Origin of the sequence: Hamadaea tsunoensis DSM 44101, assembly GCF_000428945.1 — a bacterium.
Classification (GTDB): domain Bacteria; phylum Actinomycetota; class Actinomycetes; order Mycobacteriales; family Micromonosporaceae; genus Hamadaea; species Hamadaea tsunoensis.
The window spans coordinates 96845-116299 of record NZ_AUAX01000030.1 but is presented as its reverse complement, the minus strand read 5'-3'; the positions used below and the strand labels follow the sequence as shown (position 1 = coordinate 116299).

The following is a 19455-nucleotide window of genomic DNA, read 5'->3' as shown; positions in this document are numbered from 1 at the left end:
ATTTCGTCCGGAACACCTGAAATGCCCGAACATTCGCGCAAGATCGTCGACCGCTCTGAAGGGCCGACTGCGCTGACGAGCCGACCACTATGAAGGGCCGAGTGTGCTGACGAGTCGATCGCTCTGAGGAGTCGGCTGCTCTGAAGATCAGGTCCGCCGTCCGACCCTGGCTGGTCCTGGCTTTGTCGCGACTGTCCGATATGGCGGCTGGGCGGATCGACCGGGCGGTGATCGTTCGCGGCTGGGATGTAGTTTTCGGGCACGTACCCTCGATCCACTACGGCCGAGATGTCGCTCTAGGCCGATTTCCTACATCCCAGCCACGTTGGATCTTGGCGAGGGGTGCATTTCTACATCCCGGCCGCTATGGATCACGGCCACGCCGTCCCGCTGTTGGCCCTGGCCCGTGATGCGGGAACGATCTTCCGCCATGCGGACACAGGGTACTGAATTCTTGATCATTTACGGCTGAGGTGTAAATCCCGTCCGACCCGCATGATCAATGACGCGTCAGGTGTAACGGGAGTCGGTCAACGCGCTCCAGAACCGTAAACGATCATGCAGCAGGAGGCCGTTTTTACACCTCAGCCGTAAATGATCACCCCGTCGGCCACCGACCGGCCGCACAAGTCGGACAGTCGCGACAAAGCCAGAACCGGCCAGGGCCGAATGGTGGCGCCCCGATCTTCAAGATGGTCGACGATCTTGCGCGAGTGTCCCGAATTTCGTCCGATATACCCGAAATGCCCGGACATTCGCGCAAGATCGTCGGACGGTGGGGGCGCAAGTCGGACAGTCGCGACAAAGGGCGGGGGTGCAGGGGTGAGGTCGCCCGCGCGAGGAGCGGAGGTGAGATCGACGAACCCGGGAAATAAAGATCTTGAAGGGTTTAGTACGCGCCCCTCGACCCCATGACCGCGCCGAACGTCTTCCAGAGGATGGCGAGATCCGAGGTGAGCGACCAGTTCTCGACGTAGTACAGGTCGAGCCGGATGCCGTCCTCCCAGGACAGGTCGGAGCGGCCGCTGACCTGCCAGAGTCCCGTGATGCCGGGGCGGACGAGCAGGCGGCGGGCGACGTCGCCGTCGTAACGGGCGACCTCGCTCGGCAGCGGGGGGCGGGGGCCGACGAGGGCCATCTCGCCGCGCAGGACGTTGATGAACTGCGGCAGTTCGTCCAGTGAGTACTTGCGCAGGATGCGGCCCATGCGGGTGACCCGGGGGTCCTTGCGCATCTTGAACAGCAGGCCGCTGCTCTCGTTCTGCGAGGCGAGCTGGGCGACCATCCGGTCGGCGCCGACCACCATGGTGCGGAACTTGAGTACGCCGAACTCGTGCCCGTGCTGGCCGACCCGCTTCTGCTTGAAGAACACCGGTCCCCGGCTGTCGAGCTTGATGAGCAGCGCGATGAGCAGGAACAGCGGCAGCGTGAAGGTGACGGCGAAGAAGGCGACGATGCGTTCGAGCACGTTCTTGACGATCTTGGCGCCGCCCTTGAAGTCGGGCTGCTCGACGTGGATCAGCGGCAGGCCGGCGACCGGGCGGGTGTGGATGCGCGGGCCCGCCACGTCGGTGAGGGCGGGGGCGACGACGAGGTCGATGCCGCTGCCTTCCAGCTGCCAGCCGAGGCGGCGCAGGCGGGACGCGGTCAGCTCGGCGGCGCCGGTGACGGCGATGGTGTCGGCCCACACGCTGGTGGCCGACTCGACGATGGTGCGGAAGGAGCCGACCACGGGCACGTCGCCGAGCTGCTGCGGCGGCAGGCCGACCGAGCGCGGCACCACGAGGGCCTCGGGGATGCAGGCGCCGACCACGCGGTAGCCCGCGTAGGGCTCGCGCTTGAGCTGGCGGACGAGCTCGAGGACGTGGGCGGCGTCGCCCACCACGAGCAGCCGGTGCGACCAGCCCCGGCCCTGGATGCGGGCGCGGTGCAGGGTCTTGCGGGCGATCCACCGGGCGATGACGAGGCCGGCCGTGCCGCACACGAAGGTGATGGCGAGGAAGCCGCGCGAGACGCCGACGTTGACGATGTAGCCGAGGATGGCGACCGCACCGGCCAGGCGCAGACTCGCGCCGGCCACCCGGCGGTACTCGTCGGTGCCGTAGCCGAGCACGCGCTCGTCGTAGCCGCGGGAGACGCGCAGGATCACCAGCCACACGGCGGCCAGCCCGACCGCGATGTACGCGTACGGGATCGTGACCCCGGGCGGGCTCGCCCACGAGAAGCGGGCCAGGTAGCCGACGAAGATCGAGAGGCAGATGACGAAAGCGTCACACCCCACGATCAATCGCACGTAGTTGCGCCGGCGCTTGGCCATCCGACGGCCGACGCTGTCCGACGCCGACGACAGATCCGGATGAGCAGTAACAGCCGTGGTCATCCCGCCCCCTCGACGGACCCTTCAGCCTGTGAGGGAACCATCCTCGCGTCCTCCCGGCCCTATCCCGATCCCAGAGACAAGAAACTGTCAGTTGCCGACGGACGCCCGATAACACGCTGACCGATTGGCTTGCCCGCAAACACGATCAGCCATCCGCCCTGCGAGCGAAGGTGCCCACAGCCCCCGCACGCCGACGGCCGGCGCGCTCGTCGCCTGAACGCGTACCGGCCGTCGTGCTCGCGTCACGTTTCTTTCACGTGTTCACGGGGGGACGGGTACGGAAGCGAGATCAAGCGTCGGCATTGTATGCCGAAGATCGCTCGCTTACCGAACCCGTCACCCGGTCGGATCACTCAGCCGTGGAAGCCCGCGGTGATCGAGGTGAACTGGAATTCGCTCTGCGTACCGCTGGCGCGGTCGCGGTTGACCGACCAGAAGGCCAACCGGGCGATGTGGTTGTTGTTCGCCCAGTCCCGGATCTGTGTCCAGATGGCCGGGGTGGTGTTCTCCGACTGGTCGGACAGCCCGTTCATGCCGGAGATGCCGACGTGGGCGTACGCGGTCGCGTCGGACCAGCCGAACGCCGTCTTGAGCGCGTTCTTCAGGCCGTTCGCGGCGTTGACCGTGTTGCCGTACATGTCCGCGCCGCCGCCGAAGTCGAACGGCATGATCGTGTACACGTCCACGTTGGCGCCCAGCGCGGCCGACTGGTTGATGAGACGCGTACCCCAGTAGGTCGGGCCGGTGGTCGACGTGCCGAAGGTCAGGATCGTCTTGATGCCCGGGTTGTTCGCCTTGACGATCTTGAGAGCGCCCAGGACGCGGTCCTGCACGGCCTCCGACTCGAACTCGTCGGTGTTCTCGATGTCGATGTCGATGTACTTCAGGCTGTACGCGTTGATCACCTGCTGGTACGCCGCCGCCAGTGCGCTCGCGCTGGAGCAGTTCGGGCCGAGCTTGTTGCCGCTCCACCCGCCGAAGGAGATCTCGACGTCGCCGCCCGCCGAGCGGATCGAGTTGATGGTGCTCTGGTCGACGCCGCCGGTGAGCGGGCGGGTGCTGTCCCACATCGGGGTGCAGCCGCCGCCGGAGAGCATGAAGGCCATCGTGAACTGCTTGATGCCGGTCGCGCTCATCACCGACGTGGCCGACGGCGGGCTGCCCCAGCCCTCGTAGAGGTAGGGAGCCGCCATCGCGGTGCCGGTGGTGCAGCCCGTCGTGCTGCCCGTGGCCGAGCCGGACTTGGCCGACTCACCGCTGCCGTTGTACGCCGCGACGGTGTACGTGTGGCTCGTGCAGGCGCCGAGCCCGGAGATCGTCGCCGAGGTGCCGGTGACGGTCGCCCGCACGGTGGTGCCCTCGTAGACGCGGTAACCGGTCACGGTCCCGGTCGACGCGTTCCACGCGACCGAGATGGCGGAGCCGGTGCTGCCGGTCACGTGGAAGTTGCCCGGGGTGCCCGGGGTGCCGGCCGGCGGGGGCGAGCTGGACGCGCTCGGGGACGGCGTCGTCCCGCCGGGGCCGTCGAGGGAGAAGTCGTCGGCGTTGTACGTGCCCTGGCCGTACCAGCCGTGGACGTAGACCTGCAGGGACGTCTGCCCGGCCGCCGTCGTGTAGCTCACGGACAGCTGCGTGTACGCGCTCGCGGCGGACGGGTTCCAGGTCGAGCCGCCGCCGGTGACGCCGATGTAGACGTAACCGCCGCCGCCGCGTACCCAGCCGCTGAACGTGTACGCCGTATTGGGCTGAACGGCGACCGTCTGCGTGCACTGGGCGTAGTCGGAGGCGGACGCGGCGCCCTGCAACGCCTTGCTCCCGCTGTGGACCGGGCTGCTGACGACGGAGCCGAGCGAGCACGACCACGGGCTCAGGGCTCCGGACTCCAGTCCGGGGTTGGACAGGATGTTGGCGGCGTTGGCGGTGCCGGAGGCGAGGAACATGGCCGCGCCTGCGACAGCGAAGGCCCCGGCCGCCGCCAGGATCCGTCGGTACATGGTGCGTCGGTGCATGGAGACTCTCCTTGGGGGAAGGGATCGTCTGCTTCATGGGAGTCGGCCCGCAGAGGGCGGGCAGATATCGAAGATGTGACGCGCGCAGATGAACCATATAGGAATAGGTCTTAACAGTAAAGATGCCTAACAGAATCTGGCTGTGATCACGTTCGTTAGATCGGCATGCAGCAGCCGCCCGCCGGGATCGCGACCGACCGCCCCTTCCGATTCGGCCTCTGGGTGGGCATCGCCCTGCTGCTCGTGGCGGTCTCGGCGGCCCTGATCGAGTCCGCGGCGACGGTGCTGACGGTGGTCGCCACGGCCGCGTTCTTCGCCATCGGGCTCAACCCCGTCGTCAAATGGCTCATGCGCCGCGGCGTCCGCCGGGGCCTCGCGGTCACCCTGCTCTTCTTCGCCCTGGCACTGATCGCGTGCGGCTTCCTGGCCCTGCTGATCCCGCTCATCGTCCGGCAGCTCGCCGCGCTCATCGACGCCGTGCCCGGCTGGGTGCAGTCGTTCCTCGCCGACCCCCGGGTCCAGGACCTGACCGACGACCGGAACATCGTCCAGCAGGCCGAGAAACTCGTGACCCCGGGGAACATCAGCCTCGTGCTGGGCGGCCTGCTCGGCGGCGCGGCGAGCGCGGCGGCCGGCGTCTTCAACGTGGTCACGGCGTTCCTGCTGATGTTCTTCTTCCTGGGCGCGTTCGACCGGCTGCGCGACGGGGCGTACCGGCTGGTGCCCGCCTCGCGCCGGGAACGGGTGACCGACCTGGGCGACCAGATCCTGGACAAGGTCGGCGGCTACCTCGTCGGCTCGCTCGGCATCGCCACCATCGCCGGCACGACCTGCCTGATCTACCTGCTGGTCGTGCACGTCCCCTACGCGTTGCTGCTCGCCGTCGTCGTCGCGTTCTTCGACCTCATCCCGCAGGTCGGTGCGACCCTCGCGGCCGTCATCGTCTCGCTGGTCGCCCTCGGCACGCGCGGGCTGGCCATCGCCATCGCGACCGCGATCTTCTTCATCGTCTACCAGCAGATCGAGAACTGGCTGATCTATCCCCGTGTGATGCGGCAGGCCGTTCAGATCTCGAACCTCGCCGCGATCGTGTCGGTGCTGATCGGCTTCGCGATGTTCGGCGTCCTCGGCGTCTTCATCGCCGTCCCTGGATACGCCGCCCTTCAGCTGATCATCCGCCAGGTGCTGCACCCGCGCCAGGACTCGATATGAGGGAAGCTCGCTTAACGGATCGCCGCCGTAGGCCGCGATCACGCAACGAATGTGCGCCGAAAGCAAGCTTCGCGCCTGGTTGTCGCAGGTCAGCAACGCATAGCGTGGGGATCATGCCGAAGCGCCGCTACCTCATGTGCCGACCCACGCACTTTGCCGTGACCTACCGGATCAACCCCTGGATGGATCCCACGGCGCCGTACGACACCGCCCTCGCCGTCGCTCAATGGACCGAGCTCAAGCGGGTGTACGCGGAGCTGGGCCACACGATCGAGGAGATCGACCCGATCCCGGGACTGCCCGACATGGTGTTCGCCGCCAACGGCGCGACCGTGATCGACGGCAAGGCGCTGGCCGTCCAGTTCCGCGACGCCGAGCGCGCCGACGAAGGCCCCGCGTACGCGGACTGGCTGCGCCACACCGGTTTCGACGTCACCGAGGCGAAGGCGGTCAACGAGGGCGAGGGCGACATCCTGCTCGCCGGCGACGTGATCCTGGCCGGCACCGGCTTCCGGACCTCGCACGCGTCCCACGCCGAGGTGCAGGAGCTGTTCGGCCGCCCGGTGATCACGCTGCAGCTGGTCGACCCGCGCTTCTACCACCTCGACACCGCCCTGGCGGTGCTGGCTCATGGGGACGATGGGAAGCCTGTGAATGTCGCGTACCTGCCGGAGGCGTTCTCGCCGGGAAGCCAGGCCGTCCTGCGCCGGCTGTTCCCCGACGCGGTGATCGCGACCGTCGAGGACGCCGAGGTGCTCGGCCTCAACGCGGTCGGCGACGGCGAGACCGTCGTGCTGCCCGTGCAGGCGGTGGCCCTCGCCGAGGCGCTGCGGGAAGCTGGATACAAGACCGTCGGCGTCGACGTCAGCGAGCTGCGGCTCGCGGGCGGCGGCCCGAAGTGCTGCACGTTGGAGTTGCGCTCATGACCGAAGACCTCCTCCGCCCGGCCGGTGAACCGGCCGCGGACGCGAAGACCCCGGCCGCCGTCGCCGCCGCGGAACGCTGGACCGCCCACAACTACCACCCGCTGCCGGTGGTGATCGCCGACGCGCAGGGCGCGTGGGTGACCGACGTCGACGGCAACCGGTACCTGGACTGCCTGGCCGGTTACTCCGCGCTCAACTTCGGCCACCGGCACCCGGCCCTGATCGGCGCCGCCCACGCCCAGCTCGACCGGGTCACGCTGACCAGCCGCGCGTTCATCCACGACCAGTTCGCGGACTTCTGCCGGTCGCTGACCGAGCTCACCGGCAAGGACCTCATCCTGCCGATGAACACGGGCGCCGAGGCGGTCGAGACGGCGATCAAGGTCAGCCGCAAGTGGGGCTACCTCGCCAAGGGCGTACGCCCGGGGCACGCCAAGATCATTGCGATGGCCGGGAACTTCCACGGGCGTACGACGACGATCGTGTCGTTCTCCGACGACCCGGACGCGCGCGACGACTTCGGTCCCTACACGCCCGGCTTCCAGCTCGTGCCCTACGGCGACCTGGCCGCGCTCGAAGCGGCGATCGACGAGGACACCGTCGCTGTGCTGTTCGAGCCGATCCAGGGCGAGGCGGGCGTACTCGTTCCGCCGGACGGATTCCTGCGCGGCGTACGCGAGATCTGCACCCGCCACAACGTGCTCATGCTGGCCGACGAGATCCAGAGCGGGCTCGGGCGTACCGGCGAGACGTTCGCCTGCGACCACGAGCGCGTCGTGCCGGACATGTACATCATGGGCAAGGCGCTCGGCGGCGGGATCGTGCCGGTCAGCGCGGTCGCCGCGAACCGGGACGTGCTCGGCGTCCTCAAGCCGGGCGAGCACGGCTCGACCTTCGGCGGCAACCCGCTCGCCTGCGCGGTCGGCAGCGCGGTCGTCGACCTGCTGAAGACCGGCGAGTTCCAGGAGCGCAGCCGGGAACTGGGCGAGCAGTTGCACACCGGGCTCGCGAAGCTGATCGGCAACGGCGTCACCGGCGTACGCGGCCGCGGGCTGTGGGCCGGCGTGGACATCGACCCGGCGCTGATGACCGGCCGCCAGGCGTCGGAACGGCTGATGGCGCACGGGGTCCTGGCCAAGGACACGCACGGCTCGACGATCCGGCTCGCGCCGCCGCTGACCATCACGGCCGACGAGGTGGACTGGGCACTCGACCAGTTCCACGCCGTCATCGCCTGAGCCCCTACCCCACCGGCCACGGCCGAAAAGACCCCGACGATCTTGCGCGAATGTCCCAAATTTTGGGCGAAATGCCCGAATAGCCCGGACATTCGCGCAAGATCGTCGAAAAGGGGAGTGGCGCGAAAAGGGGAGTGGCGCGGGGGTCAGGAGTTCGGGGGGCGGAAGCTGACGGTGGGGGCGTCGACCAGGACCGACTGCGGCGCCACGCCCGCCGGTCCGAACGTGCCCGGCCGGCCGACCTCCACGCCCGGGTAGAGCTCCAGGTACTCCCCCGGTCCCAGGACCCGCGGCTGCTGCGGCGCGATCTTGTCGCCGCCCGGGTGCACCCAGGCGCCGTTCATGCTGACGTCCTTCATGCTCAGCCCGGCCCGGTCGAGCGAGACCGTCAGGTGGGTCCGGCTGATCGCCTTGACCGCGCCCTCGTCGAGCCACGGCCCGAGCACGATGGCCCGGGCGTCGCTGCCCTCCCACTGGCCGTCTGGCGCGCGGCCGACCAGGACCGGGGCCGCCGAGGTGACCAGGAAGCGCTGCTTGATGATGCCGCCGACGCGGACGGCGAGGACGTCCGAGATGGGGGCGGGCCCGGTATCGGCCAGCGGCGCGCCGTGCCGGGGGCACAGCGGGTTGCCGCGCAGGGCCGGCAGCGGCTGGCCGACCGCGACCCGCATGTCCGCGAAGAGCGCGCACTCGGGATCGGGGCAGCGCCAGCGGACCGACATGAGGCGCCGGCCGAGGTCCGACGGGCCGCCCGGAACCGGGCCGCGCACGGTGATGGCCGCTCCGCCGGGAGCGGGCGCCGTCGACCAGCCCGGCAGGAACCGGGAGATGATCGGCAGGCCGGCCACCTCGGACACCTCGCGTACGCGCATCTGGGCGCCCTGCACGACCTCCACGTGCCCGTCGTCGGCCCACCGCCGCACGACCATGCGTTCACTGGAGGGCACGTCGAGATCGGAGAGCATCTGCTTGTCGACGATGCAGTAGACGCTGACGTTCTCCTCGCCGAGGTGGCGGGCGATGGCATCGATGACCAGCCCGAGGCGGACGACCGTGGCGGGCCGGCCGCCGTCGAGGTCCACGTAGCGCACGATCTCGGCGAGGTCGAGCACGCCCCGCGCGAGCGACGGCTCGGTGGTGAGCCGGCGCTCGATGGCGTCCAGCACGTGGCTTACCTCAAACCGCATGGTGCGACCCTACTGGCCCGTCCCGTACGCGGCCAGTGGCACCCTAAACGGCTCCCGGCTGTTCGGCGAGGACCCGGGCCTTCTCGGTCGCGAACTCGTCGTCGGTGAGTTTCCCGCGGTCGTGCAGATCGGACAAAACGGCCAACTGCTGGGCGTGGTCGGCCGGCGAGTACTTCTGCACGAAGTCCCGGCTCGCCTGATCGATCGCCTGCCGCTCGGCCGGGGTCGCGCCCGGCCGGCGGAAGATGAGGTAGATCAGGGTCCCGAAGAACGGCGCCAGGATCACGACGATCACCCAGAGCGCCTTGAGCCAGCCGCTCATGTCGTCCCGCCGGAAGATGTCGACCAGGGCGAATCCCCAGATCATCAACAGCGGGATGAAGATGATGAGCAGCCAGAACACATCCCAGAAGTCCATGAATACAATCTTGGACCGCGTTCCGGCGGGTAGGTGCCGGTTTCACCGATAACGACCGATCCGTGCGCGCAGCGTACGCAGATCGCGCAGGCGCCGCTCGTAGGTGATCGCGATGGCCAGCAGGATCGCCCCGCCGGCGCCCAGCGGCAGCCAGACCGGCCGGCCGAGGTTCGCCCACGCGACCACCAACTCGTGCAGCGCGAGCAGGATCAGCGCTCCCCCGCCGAGGACGACGGGCGCCTGGCGGCGGCGTACCGAGCCGGCGATCACGAGCGCGAGGCCGGCCAGGGCCACGCCGAGGCGCCGCAGCGGCTCCCCCTCCCCCACGACCGCGAGCGTCAGGGTCGGCAGCAGCCCCGCGAGCAGTCCGGGCGCGTAACCGGCCCAGCTGGAGAGGGTCTCGTCGCGCCGCATCGCCCACCAGCCCAGACCCAGCCCCGCCAGCGCCACCGGCAGTGAATAGGCCTCGACCGTCACGATGTGCCGTTCCGCCAGCAGCGACCACCACGCCGCCAGCTCCAGTCCCACGGCCACCGCGGCCCGTGGCAGCCGCCACCGGGGCAGGGCAAGCGCCGTGAGTCCCACCGCCACGCCCCACACCAGCAGGACCTGGCTCACCACACCCATCGGGTACGCCCAGACGAGCGCTCCGGCAGCGGCGGCGTGGCCGAGGGGTTCCAGGCTGACCGCCTCGACCCACAGCAGCCGCCGCGGGCCGAGGACGCCGACGGCCAACAGGACCAGCGCCGTCGCGACCAGGGTCAGCAGCCGCTCGTGTCCGGTCCACCGTGCGGCCGCCGCGGCCGCCTGCCCGGTGGCGAGCCAGCCGAGGCCCGCGAGCGGCCAGGCGGCCCAGCGCGTACCGGAGTGGCCGGCGGCCACGGCGAGCACCACGAACGCGGCGGTCAGCAGGCCCAGCCCGGCGACCGTCCACCAAGGAGTGATCATCAGGCGGGGCAGTCCGGCCGCCGCCAGCAGTACGCCGTACCCCGCCGCCACCAGGTGCAACGGCTGCGGGCGTGCCCGGAGCAGGGCGGCCACCATGATCGTCAGGCCCGCCACGGCCAGCTCCCCGGCCACGACCTGCCCGGCGACTTCGGCGGCCGCCAGCGCGAACGTGACCGGCAGCGGCGCGAGCGCGACGGCGAAGCCGAGCGCGGTACGCCGATCACCCCGGTACGCGTACACGTGGATGGTGATCGCGAGGGTGAGGACCGCGAAGGCCGCGGCGTCGGCGAACGTGGCCGGGCCGCCGAAGAACGCGGTGACCGGCGGGCGGGCGAGGACCAGGGCGACCGCGAGCGCGCACCAGGTGGCGAGGCGGCGCTCGCGTTGCCGGTCGACCGCGAGCGCGAGCAGCCCGCCGGCGACGTAGAAGGACTTCACCCACGGGTCCGCGGGCAGGACGAGGACGCCGGCGAAGACCATGACGAGGGCGGTGGCCCAGGCGGTGACGGCACCGCGGCGCAGGAACATCGCGAGGGCCGGCAGCAGCGCGGCGGTCAGGGCGGCGGTGTGCAGGACGGCGGAGGGGCCGGCGCCCAGGGCTTTCGCGGTGGCGGCAGCGGTGAGGACGAGCAGCGGCGCGGTCACCGCGACGGCGACAGCGGCTTGCGGCTCGGTACGGGTGAGGGCTGCGACGATGACGGCGAGGGCGACGAGCGCGGCGAACGACCAAGCCGAGACGGCGGGCGAGATCATCGCGGTGAGCATGGCGTGCGCGAACAGCGCGGTGCCGACGACAGCGGCGGCGAGAAGCTCCGGCGCAGGGGCCGCGATCGTCAGGGCGGGGGCTGTGGCCCTCGGGGCGGGAGCCGCAACCGCCGCGGCGGGCGCTGTGATCGTCGGATCGGGGGCCGTGATCGTCGGGGCCGGGGCAGGCGGCGCGAGGGCCGCGGCTGGATCAGACCCCGTGAGAGTCGCGGGGATGGTCAGCCGGCCCCGAGTCCACAGCACCAGGTACCCGAGGACGATCGCGAGTCCCGCGACGTCCGCGGCGGGCGGCAGCGCGGCCGATCCCGGCGCCAGCGCGGCGGCAGTCGGCGCGAGCAGGCCGACCCCCAGGATCCCGACGCCGATCGCGACCGCGGGGGCGCGCCGGGCGGACAGCGCGACGGCGGCGGCCGTCGCGAGGATGACGGTGACGAACAGGTCCGCGTGCGCGGGTCCGCCGGCCGGCGTACCCGACCACCAGGGGGTGGCGGCCGTGGCGGTGGTGAGGCCGCGGACGATCGCGCCGGCCGCGGCGGTCAGTCCGATCACGACGGTCCAGGCGATCGCGCCGGCACTGGCCGGCAGGCGGTTCAGCAGAGCGAACCCCAGCGCGAGGACGCACACCAGAGCGGCCGTCCACACCAGGGTGTGGCCGGGAGCGAGGATGTCCGCCAGGCGCGCGCCGCAGCCGACGAACACCGCGGTGAACCAGGCGACACCGATCTGCGCCCGGTGCGCGACAAGGCTTCCGGCCACCGCCAGCGCGCCGGCCACCAGCAGCACGGCCGCGGCCCGGCCGGCCGGCGCGACGGTGTCGGCCTGCACCAGCCGGACGACGGCGTACACGTGTGCCACGAAGAGGAAGAAGCCGAACCCGATCCAGCCGAGCACGACGAGGACGCGATCGCGTACCGCCGCGGCGAGGGCCAGGTTCAGCGCGGCCACCCCGGCGAACACGAGGCCGCCGTGATCGTTCACCGCGCCGGAGAGCAGCATCGGCAGCACCGGCTGCACCGCCGCCCACCCGAAGTACGCCGGCGCGCGCAGTCCCGTCGCGCGGGCGTACAGGCCGGCGAGGGCCGCGGCGATCCCGAAGACGGCACCCGCGTACGCCCAGGCGCCCATCCGTTCCGCCACGCCCAACAGGTCGACGTGCCAGGCCGCGTACCCGTCGAGAAGCACCAGGACGAGCCCCAGGGCGGCGAACGTCTCCGCGGTGCCCCGCAGGCCGCGGCGCTGGGCGAGGACGGGCGCGGCGAGCGCGAGACCGGTGACGACCGCGAGGATCGTGGCCCGGCCGGGCATGCCGAAGGTGCCCCAGGCGAAGACGGTGAAGACGGCGGCCGAGACCGCGACGAGCAGCCCGCCCAGCACGAAGAGGATGTTCTTGACGGTCTGCGTACGCGCCTCGGGACGTGCGGGCGGCGGACCGGCGACGACCAGGCGGGGCATCGGCACGACCGGGGGGACGGGGGCCGGATGCGCCGACTCCCACACCCGCAGGGCGAGATCCCGGCGGCGGTCCCGGGTCGTCCGCAGCTCCGCCGCCTTCCCCTCGTACGCCTCCCGCGCGGCGTCGACCTCGTGGGCGAGCCGGGCGATGGCGGTGTCGAGCACGATGACCTCGGCGGCGAGCGGATCGGGGGCCCGGCCGCACGCGGGGCAGCCGGTCTCCAGATTGGCCTCGGCGAGGCAGACGGGGCACGGATAGGTGGCCATGCAAGCATGGTCGGCCCGGGGCGGCCTGGCGCGCCTGAGCGCAATCGCTCAAATACCCGGGTACGAACGACTCAACGTGCCCCCGCGCTGGACCCCCTCACCCCCTCACCCTCACCCCCTCACCTCCGCCCCAAGATCCCGTTTGGATCAGGTTTTCCCACGTAATCATGGGCCATGATTCGGGTGATTTCCCTGATCCAAACGGGATCTTGAGGCCGGGGCTCGGCGCGGGGCGGGGCGGGAGGCGGCGGGTCAGCAGGCGCAGGCGACGCCGCTCGCGGGTGCGGTCAGCGGGTCCACCTCGTGCGTGGTCAGACCCAGGACACCCACCGTCGGGAAGCCCTCCCGGACCCAGTACTCGTAGCCGCCGATCATCTCCTTGACGGCGTACCCGAGGCGGGCGAACGCGAGCGCGGCGCGGGTCGAGCCGTTGCAGCCCGGCCCCCAGCAGTAGGTCACGACGACGCTGTCGCGCGGGATCTCGGCGGGTGCCCGGTCGGCGATCTCGCCGGTGGGCAGGTGGATCGCGCCCGGCAGGTGCCCCTGCTCCCAGCCGTCGATCGAGCGGGTGTCCACCACGACCACACCCGGGACACCGGCGTCCAGGTCGGCGTGGACGTCCGACACGTCCGTCTCGAAGGCGAGCTTGCCGGCGAAGTGGGCAGCGGCGGCGGCGGGGCTGGCGGGCGGCGTGGAAAGCACTGCTGACATGCCCTCAGCCTGCCGCGCGCGCGGCCGGGCCGACAGTGGCGGGAAAGCCGCCGTTCGCTAAGATCCCGCCATGCGCCGGCACCGCGTCGCCGTCCTCGCCTTCGAGGGCATGACCCCCTTCGAGCTCAGCTGCGTGGTCGAGGTCTTCGGCCTGCCCCGCCCCGAGATCGACCGCCCGTGGTACGAGCTGTCCGTCTGCGGCCTGGCCGCGGGCCCCTTCCGCGTCGTGGGCGGGTTCAGCATGATCGCCGATCATGGTCTCGACACGCTGGCGGCCGCCGACACCGTGATCATTCCGGGCACCCCCGGCGGTGTACGCGCGAGCGTGCCGGACGAGCTGGTCACCGCCCTGCGATCGGCGTACGCGCGGGGGGCCCGGATCGTGTCCATCTGCTCGGGCGCGTTCGTGCTGGCCGCCGCCGGGCTGCTGGACGGCGGGCGGGCCACCACCCACTGGCGGTACGCGCGCGCCCTCGCCGAACGCCATCCCGCGGTCGAGGTGACCCCGGACGTCCTCTACGTGGACGAAGGCCGGGTGCTGACGAGCGCCGGGAGCGCGGCCGGCCTGGATCTCCTGCTGCACCTGGTACGCCTCGACCACGGTGCCGCGGTCGCCAACACCGTCGCCCGGCGGCTGGTGCTCCCGCCCCACCGCGACGGCGGCCAGGCCCAGTTCATCGAGGTCAACGTTCGCGACGTGGCCGACGACGACGGCGTGGCCCGGGCGATGGCGTGGGCGCTGGACAACCTGGCCGAGCCGATGACGGTCGCCCGGCTCGCCGAGCGGGCCCGCATGTCGCAGCGCAGCTTCCTGCGGCACTTCGCCCGGCAGACCGGCACGACGCCGATCCGGTGGCTCATCGACCGGCGCGTCCAGGCCAGCCTGCCGCTGCTGGAGGGCGGTGACGCGCCGGTGGAGCAGGTCGCCGCGGCGGTCGGGTTCGACAGCCCGGTCACCTTCCGGCACCATTTCGGGCGGTCGATGCGCACGTCGCCGTCGGCGTACCGGCGGGCGTTCGCGGCCCGCTAGGCGATCGGGCCGCGGGCCCTGGGCATTCGCGGCCTGCTAGGTGATCAGGCCGCGGACCCAGCGGGCGCCGCGTCCCGGCCCGAACAGGTAGGCGATGACCGCCCCGAGCAGGGACACGATCACGACCGCCCAGGCGAGCTGGATCATCGGGCGCAGCACCGTGTTCCACACGTCGAGCGCCACGTCCACGTTGAGTCCCTTGGCTTCGGCGCGGTTCGCGTACACCTGCCGGAGGGCCGCGTACGCGATCAGGAACAGCAGCATGCCCCCGGCGGTCGCGAGCAGCGCGACGACCGCGCCGCGACGGTGGTCGGGTGCGCACCACACGGCCAGTGCGAGCAGGACGAGCGCGAGCACCGGCAGAACCCAGGCGAGTTTCTGCAACAGGTCGACGGCGCGCTGGACCTTCGGCAGGTTGTCGATGTGCGCGACCGTGTAGGGGATCGAGACGTCCGGGATCCGGCTGAGGAACGTCCAGCCCTTGGCGACCAGGGCGTCGCGGACGGCGCCGACGATGGCACCGAGGTCGATGACGACATCACCCTCCTGAGTGGACGTATACTTTCCGTTCTCGCCGGTGAGCAGCTTCGTGATCTGCGTATGCGCGGACCGGTTGGCCTGTTCCCAGACGGTGGCGAACTGCGGCGAGGACACGACGTTGCCGACGATCCGCGTGACCTGCTGGTCCACCCAGTTCGTCAGGGCCGGCGCGGCCAGCCCGGCGACCGTCTGCGCGCCCGGCACGTCGAGCCCGCCGACGAGCTGCTCGGTCAGGCCGGGGATGTCGGCCTTCGCCATGATCGCGTCGCTCACCCGGGTCGTGACGGCGTGCTGGATGTCCGGGTTCTTGGCGAGCGGCGTCACCGTGGCCACGTAGCGGTCGGTGTTGAGCAACTCGGCCCGGGCGTACCGGGCGACGACCGAGGCCATCATCAGCAGTGCGGCGATGACGATCAGGACGACGGCGCCGGTCCAGCGCAGACCGCGCGCCTTCTTCCTGGGCGCGGGCGGCGCGGGTTCGACGGCGGTCATGCCCTGACCGGGCTCGCGCGACACGGGTTCGGTGACCGCAGCGGCTTGATCATGCTCGGGCGGCTCGGCGGTCGCGGCTTGATCGGGCTCGGCGGTCGCGGCTTGATGGGGCTCGGGCGGCTCGGCGGTGTCGCCGGCCGCCGCCCCGCCGTCGGATCGGGAAAGATCCGCGGTGCCGCCGGTCTGCGCTTCGCGGTCGGGTTCGTCCGGTGCGGACGGCTCGGTCATCGCGGCCTCAGCCCGGCAGGCCGAGCAGCTTCGCCTTGGCCGCGGCGAACTCCGCGTCGCTGAGCACGCCCTGCTGCTTCAGCTGGGCCAGCTGGTTGAGCTGGGCCATCATGTCCGGCGCGACTGCACCGGGCGCGGCCGTCGGCACGGCGGGCGCCGGCGCGACCGGCTGCTGCGCGGCCAGCTGCGCCTGCATCTGGTCGATCTGCGCCTGCTGCGCGGCGTTGTCGGCGGCCGCCTGCTGCGCGGCCTGCTGGGCGGCTTCCTCCTGCGCGGCCTGCTGTTGCCTGCGTCCCGAGCGATTGCTGATGGCATTCGCCGTGACCGTCGCGGTTCCGGCGACGACAGCCGTACGCGCCATCGTTCCGATGAGGCCCGGCCGGCCGCGGACGACCACCGGACGGCGCATGAACACCATGATCGGAAGCTCCTTCCAGAAGCGGGTACGCGTCAGCGGGTCGCGAGGACCGCGTCGACGACCGGGCCGGGGATGCGCTCGACGAGGACGACCTCGCCGCCGGCCCGGCTGAGCGCCTCGCGCATACCGCGCAGCCAGGCGTGTTCGAAGATCAGGATCGCGGCCGTGTGCCCGGGCTCCAGGTCGGCCGCCACGTCGTCGACGTCCTCGTCGCCGATCATGCCGTCGATCGACTGCACGAGCTGGTTGAGGTGGTTGCTGCTCATGCTCTCGGGCAGCTGGCCCAGCTCGAAGGTGAGGATGTCGTCGTCGTGGGTCCTCCGTACGAACAGCGCGTCGACGAGGTTGATGATCCCGCCGTCGACCAGCCGCTTCATCTCCGGTGCGAGCTGATCCGTGGGCACCTCGCCGGGGAAGTCGATCACTACGAACTCGACGGCACCGTGCTTCATCGTTTCGCCCTCCTCGGCGTGACCGTTCCCAGGCGCCCCGCGGGCTCCCTGGGGTAATTCAGGGTAATCACGCCATCTGTAGGATTAGGAGGCTTTTGAGAGATACGTTCGCATCATGAGTGAACGACAGCTCGCCCGGTCGGTGCTGAGCACCTGGAAGACCATGGCCCTGGTCGGCGGCATCGTCGCCCTGATCATCGGCCTGGTCCTGGTCTTCTGGCCCGGCAAGACGCTGCTCGTCCTGGGCGCGCTGGTCGGCATCTGGCTGGTCGTGCTCGGCATCATCCGGATCGCGGACGCCGTCATCGGCCGCCAGGCGACCGGGACGAGCCGCGGCTTCAGCGCCCTCGCCGGGGCGATCTACCTCATCGCGGGCATCATCGTGCTGGCCAACCTGCACGCCTCGCTCAAGTTCGTGGCGGTCGTCCTCGGCCTCTTCTGGATCTTCGGCGGCCTGTCCGAGATCATCGCCGGCTTCACCCGCGTACGCGGGGCGGGCGGCAAGGCCCTCGCGGTACTCATGGGTCTCGTGGACATCGCGCTGGGCATCGTGATCCTGGTGTGGCCCGGTCCGACCCTGATCGTGCTCGTCTGGATCGCCGCCCTCTGGCTGATCGTCATCGGGCTGCTGCAGCTGTGGTTCGCGTACCAGGCGGGCAAGGCGGCCAAGGAGGCGGACAACCCGGCCTACCACGTGGTTGACGAACAGTTCTGATGTCGAGCTCAGATGGCGGCGAGGTAGTCCCGGCTGGCCGCGTACGCGGCGCTGACCCGGCGGCGCAGCCCCGCCACATCCCGGTACGCCCACGGGTTGTCGTCCCGGTCGACGCCTTCGCCGGTCGGCAGCACGTGCACGGCGACTCCGTCCGGCACGGCGGCCAGGTCGCGGGCGAGCCGGTCCCGGCGGCCGATCTCCATGGCGGTCTGGGCGACCTCCCAGGGCCGCTGCGGCGGGCTGAGCGGCTTGTCGAGCCGGCCGACGTGCAGCACGTAGATCTCGGCGGCGCCCAACTCGACCGCCCGGGCGATCGGGAGCGAGTTGATGATCGCCCCGTCGACGTGATGCTCTCCGTCGATGTCGACCGGGGGCAGCAGGCCGGGTACCGCCGCGGCCGCCATGACCGCCGGAACCAGTTCCCCGCTGTCGAACCACGCCTCGCCGGCCCGCTCGATGCTGGCCGTGCACAGATGCAGAGGTACGCGTAGATCGGCGAACTTCTCCGGCAGCGCCCGTTCGAGCAGCCGGCGCAGGGGCAGCGGCGAATGCAGGTGCGTACGCGTCGCGAACCGGCGCAACTGCCGCGGGATGGATTCGCCGTAGACCTCGCCCATCTCGGGGGCGGCCCAGAGGCGTACCAGGTCGTCGGTGACGCGGGACTGCGGATCGGCGGCCACCATCGCGCCGTTGATCGCGCCGATCGAGGTGGCCACGAGGACGTCCGGCCGGATGTGCGCCCGGAAGAGCGCCCGGATCATGCCGACTTCGACCGCGCCCAGCACTCCACCGCCGCCCAGTACGAATGCCACATCGCCCATGCTGATCACCGTACACGGACGTGACCAGCACTTTTACCCGGTGATCCGGGCGTTGTACGCCGGCCGGAAGCACGTGCGGGCCGGGATTCGGCAGCCGCACGAGATAGAGTGCCCGGCGATGACCGTCTTTCGCATCGGTGAGGCCGCCGACCTGCTCGGCGTGAGCCCCGACACGGTACGCCGCTGGGTGGACGGCGGCCGCCTGCCCGCGGACCGGGCCGACCACGGCCACCGCGTGATCGAGGGGCGCGCGCTGGCCGCGTTCGCGCGTACGCTCGCCGCCGACCCTGATGAACGGTCCAGCCGCTCCTCGGCCCGCAACCGGCTGCGCGGCATCGTGACCTCGATCGCCAAGGACGGAGTGATGGCACAGGTGGACATCCAGGCCGGCCCGTTCCGGATCGTCTCGCTGATGAGCCGGGAGGCCGTCGACGAGCTCAACCTCGAGGTCGGCTCGCTGGCCGTCGCCGTCGTGAAGTCCACGACCGTCGTGGTGGAGCGCCCGTGAAGCGCCGGGTGGTGGCGACGCTGCTCGCCGTCGCGGCCGTGGCGCTCGGTGCCTGCGGCGCGCCCGGTCCCGAGCGCGACAACGACGGCAAGATCAACGTCTACGCCGCGCCGTCGCTCGACGGCGTCATCCACCGGCTGGCCGGCCGGTTCGAGAAGACCCACCCCGGCACGCACGTCGTCGTCACGACGGCGATGCCCGAGGATCTCACCGAGCAGATCAACGCCGGCGCGCCCGCGGACGTCCTCGCGGCCACCTCCCCCGCCACGATGTCCGCGGTCCAGGGCCTCCAACCGCGCCTGTTCGGGCACAACAAGCTCGTCATCGCGGTCACCCCGGACAATCCCCTCAAAATCAATGATCTTGCTGACCTGCGTACGCGGAAAGTGGCGCTCTGCTCGGTTCCCAGCCCCTGCGGGACGGCCGCCGCCGACCTGCTCACGAAGGCCGGCGTGACCCTGGCCCACCCGATGATGCAGGCGAGCACCACGGCGGCGATCCAGCTGCTGGCCGTCGGGGACGTCGACGCCGCCATCGTCTACAAGACGGACGCGATCGCCGCGATCGGGCAGACCGACTCCGTCGAGTTCCCGGAGGCGGCCGCGACCTCGAACGACGTCCTGGTCAGCACCGTTCCGAAGGCGCCCAATCCGGCCGGGGCGAAGTCGTTCCTGGAGTTCCTGTCCTCGGCGGAGTCGCAGGCGATCTTCACCGACGCCGGATTCTCGGCACCCTGAG

At 71.0% G+C, this 19455-nt stretch carries 17 protein-coding genes; 7 read left to right on the top strand and 10 right to left on the bottom strand.

Going from position 1 to position 19455, the window contains the following annotated elements; translation table 11 throughout:
• Nucleotides 1-889 precede the first annotated feature (889 nt).
• Together G401_RS0133305 and G401_RS0133300 are read right to left on the bottom strand one after the other, a co-directional pair.
• A complete protein-coding gene (locus G401_RS0133305; protein WP_027345891.1) occupies nt 890-2380 on the bottom strand; it encodes a sugar transferase in 1491 nt (496 codons plus the stop codon).
• A gap of 353 nt (nt 2381-2733) precedes the next feature.
• Nucleotides 2734-4389: a carbohydrate binding domain-containing protein gene (locus G401_RS0133300; protein ID WP_027345890.1), complete on the bottom strand. Its 1656-nt coding sequence runs from the start codon at nt 4387-4389 to the stop codon at nt 2734-2736.
• Nucleotides 4390-4554: 165 nt separating this feature from the next.
• Between G401_RS0133300 and G401_RS50180 the strand changes: the two genes are divergently transcribed.
• The 3 genes from G401_RS50180 to rocD all read left to right on the top strand — a co-directional run bounded on the left by G401_RS50180 (nt 4555) and on the right by rocD (nt 7765).
• A complete protein-coding gene (locus tag G401_RS50180; protein WP_051367502.1) occupies nt 4555-5601 on the top strand; it encodes an AI-2E family transporter in 1047 nt (348 codons plus the stop codon).
• Nucleotides 5602-5714: 113 nt separating this feature from the next.
• The gene (gene ddaH, locus G401_RS0133290; protein WP_034593895.1) at nt 5715-6527 is read left to right on the top strand and encodes a dimethylargininase; all 813 of its coding nucleotides are present in this window, start codon (nt 5715-5717) and stop codon (nt 6525-6527) included.
• Nucleotides 6524-7765, top strand: a complete 1242-nt coding sequence (rocD, locus tag G401_RS0133285) for an ornithine--oxo-acid transaminase (protein ID WP_027345888.1) — start codon at nt 6524-6526, stop codon at nt 7763-7765. The genes ddaH and rocD overlap by 4 nt, the downstream gene beginning before the upstream one ends.
• A 146-nt stretch (nt 7766-7911) precedes the next feature.
• On the opposite strand, the gene G401_RS0133280 is transcribed toward rocD, so the two are convergent.
• The 4 genes from G401_RS0133280 to G401_RS0133265 form a co-directional block, all read right to left on the bottom strand.
• Nucleotides 7912-8952, bottom strand: a complete 1041-nt coding sequence (locus tag G401_RS0133280; protein WP_027345887.1) for an FHA domain-containing protein — start codon at nt 8950-8952, stop codon at nt 7912-7914.
• A gap of 43 nt (nt 8953-8995) precedes the next feature.
• Nucleotides 8996-9370, bottom strand: coding sequence for an SHOCT domain-containing protein (locus tag G401_RS0133275; protein WP_034593893.1), 375 nt, complete (start codon nt 9368-9370; stop codon nt 8996-8998).
• A 42-nt stretch (nt 9371-9412) separates the two neighbouring features.
• The gene (locus G401_RS0133270) at nt 9413-12802 is read right to left on the bottom strand and encodes an SCO7613 C-terminal domain-containing membrane protein (protein WP_027345885.1); all 3390 of its coding nucleotides are present in this window, start codon (nt 12800-12802) and stop codon (nt 9413-9415) included.
• 252 nt (nt 12803-13054) lie between these two features.
• A complete protein-coding gene (locus G401_RS0133265) occupies nt 13055-13513 on the bottom strand; it encodes a rhodanese-like domain-containing protein (RefSeq protein ID WP_027345884.1) in 459 nt (152 codons plus the stop codon).
• A 70-nt stretch (nt 13514-13583) separates the two neighbouring features.
• On the opposite strand from G401_RS0133265, the gene ftrA reads away from it, so the two are divergent.
• Nucleotides 13584-14543: a transcriptional regulator FtrA gene (gene ftrA, locus G401_RS0133260; RefSeq protein ID WP_027345883.1), complete on the top strand. Its 960-nt coding sequence runs from the start codon at nt 13584-13586 to the stop codon at nt 14541-14543.
• 36 nt (nt 14544-14579) lie between these two features.
• Here ftrA and G401_RS0133255 read toward each other — a convergent pair whose 3' ends face one another.
• The 3 genes from G401_RS0133255 to G401_RS0133245 are packed head-to-tail and all read right to left on the bottom strand — an operon-like array spanning nt 14580 to nt 16673.
• The gene (locus G401_RS0133255; protein WP_027345882.1) at nt 14580-15803 is read right to left on the bottom strand and encodes an RAD23 family protein; all 1224 of its coding nucleotides are present in this window, start codon (nt 15801-15803) and stop codon (nt 14580-14582) included.
• A gap of 7 nt (nt 15804-15810) precedes the next feature.
• Nucleotides 15811-16212 carry an SHOCT domain-containing protein gene (locus G401_RS0133250; RefSeq protein WP_211240916.1) on the bottom strand — a complete coding sequence of 134 codons (402 nt, stop codon included), beginning with the start codon at nt 16210-16212 and terminating at the stop codon, nt 15811-15813.
• Nucleotides 16213-16253: 41 nt separating this feature from the next.
• Complete coding sequence (locus tag G401_RS0133245; RefSeq protein WP_027345880.1) at nt 16254-16673, bottom strand: DUF6325 family protein; 420 nt, start codon at nt 16671-16673, stop codon at nt 16254-16256.
• Between the two features lie 115 nt (nt 16674-16788).
• Here G401_RS0133245 and G401_RS0133240 point away from each other — a divergent pair, with 115 nt between their 5' ends.
• Nucleotides 16789-17388, top strand: coding sequence for an HdeD family acid-resistance protein (locus tag G401_RS0133240; RefSeq protein WP_027345879.1), 600 nt, complete (start codon nt 16789-16791; stop codon nt 17386-17388).
• Nucleotides 17389-17396: 8 nt separating this feature from the next.
• Here G401_RS0133240 and G401_RS0133235 read toward each other — a convergent pair whose 3' ends face one another.
• Nucleotides 17397-18215 carry a patatin-like phospholipase family protein gene (locus G401_RS0133235; RefSeq protein ID WP_027345878.1) on the bottom strand — a complete coding sequence of 273 codons (819 nt, stop codon included), beginning with the start codon at nt 18213-18215 and terminating at the stop codon, nt 17397-17399.
• 112 nt (nt 18216-18327) lie between these two features.
• Here G401_RS0133235 and G401_RS0133230 point away from each other — a divergent pair, with 112 nt between their 5' ends.
• The gene (locus G401_RS0133230; protein ID WP_027345877.1) at nt 18328-18717 is read left to right on the top strand and encodes a TOBE domain-containing protein; all 390 of its coding nucleotides are present in this window, start codon (nt 18328-18330) and stop codon (nt 18715-18717) included.
• Complete coding sequence (gene modA / locus G401_RS0133225) at nt 18714-19454, top strand: molybdate ABC transporter substrate-binding protein (RefSeq protein WP_051367498.1); 741 nt, start codon at nt 18714-18716, stop codon at nt 19452-19454. The genes G401_RS0133230 and modA overlap by 4 nt, the downstream gene beginning before the upstream one ends.
• The last annotated feature ends 1 nt before the right edge of the window (nt 19455 follow it).

Excerpts from the sequence above, each read along its gene's own strand:
- G401_RS50180 (WP_051367502.1), top strand. The coding sequence starts at position 4,555 with ATGCAGCAGCCGCCCGCCGGGATCGCGACCGACCGCCCCTTCCGATTC.
- rocD (WP_027345888.1), top strand. The coding sequence starts at position 6,524 with ATGACCGAAGACCTCCTCCGCCCGGCCGGTGAACCGGCCGCGGACGCG.
- G401_RS0133230 (WP_027345877.1), top strand. The coding sequence starts at position 18,328 with ATGACCGTCTTTCGCATCGGTGAGGCCGCCGACCTGCTCGGCGTGAGC.
- G401_RS0133250 (WP_211240916.1), bottom strand. The coding sequence starts at position 16,212 with ATGCGCCGTCCGGTGGTCGTCCGCGGCCGGCCGGGCCTCATCGGAACG.
- G401_RS0133240 (WP_027345879.1), top strand. The coding sequence starts at position 16,789 with ATGAGTGAACGACAGCTCGCCCGGTCGGTGCTGAGCACCTGGAAGACC.
- G401_RS0133300 (WP_027345890.1), bottom strand. The coding sequence starts at position 4,389 with ATGCACCGACGCACCATGTACCGACGGATCCTGGCGGCGGCCGGGGCC.
- G401_RS0133245 (WP_027345880.1), bottom strand. The coding sequence starts at position 16,673 with ATGAAGCACGGTGCCGTCGAGTTCGTAGTGATCGACTTCCCCGGCGAG.
- G401_RS0133255 (WP_027345882.1), bottom strand. The coding sequence starts at position 15,803 with ATGACCGAGCCGTCCGCACCGGACGAACCCGACCGCGAAGCGCAGACC.
- G401_RS0133280 (WP_027345887.1), bottom strand. The coding sequence starts at position 8,952 with ATGCGGTTTGAGGTAAGCCACGTGCTGGACGCCATCGAGCGCCGGCTC.
- ddaH (WP_034593895.1), top strand. The coding sequence starts at position 5,715 with ATGCCGAAGCGCCGCTACCTCATGTGCCGACCCACGCACTTTGCCGTG.
- G401_RS0133270 (WP_027345885.1), bottom strand. The coding sequence starts at position 12,802 with ATGGCCACCTATCCGTGCCCCGTCTGCCTCGCCGAGGCCAATCTGGAG.
- G401_RS0133265 (WP_027345884.1), bottom strand. The coding sequence starts at position 13,513 with ATGTCAGCAGTGCTTTCCACGCCGCCCGCCAGCCCCGCCGCCGCCGCT.
- ftrA (WP_027345883.1), top strand. The coding sequence starts at position 13,584 with ATGCGCCGGCACCGCGTCGCCGTCCTCGCCTTCGAGGGCATGACCCCC.
- G401_RS0133305 (WP_027345891.1), bottom strand. The coding sequence starts at position 2,380 with ATGACCACGGCTGTTACTGCTCATCCGGATCTGTCGTCGGCGTCGGAC.
- G401_RS0133275 (WP_034593893.1), bottom strand. The coding sequence starts at position 9,370 with ATGGACTTCTGGGATGTGTTCTGGCTGCTCATCATCTTCATCCCGCTG.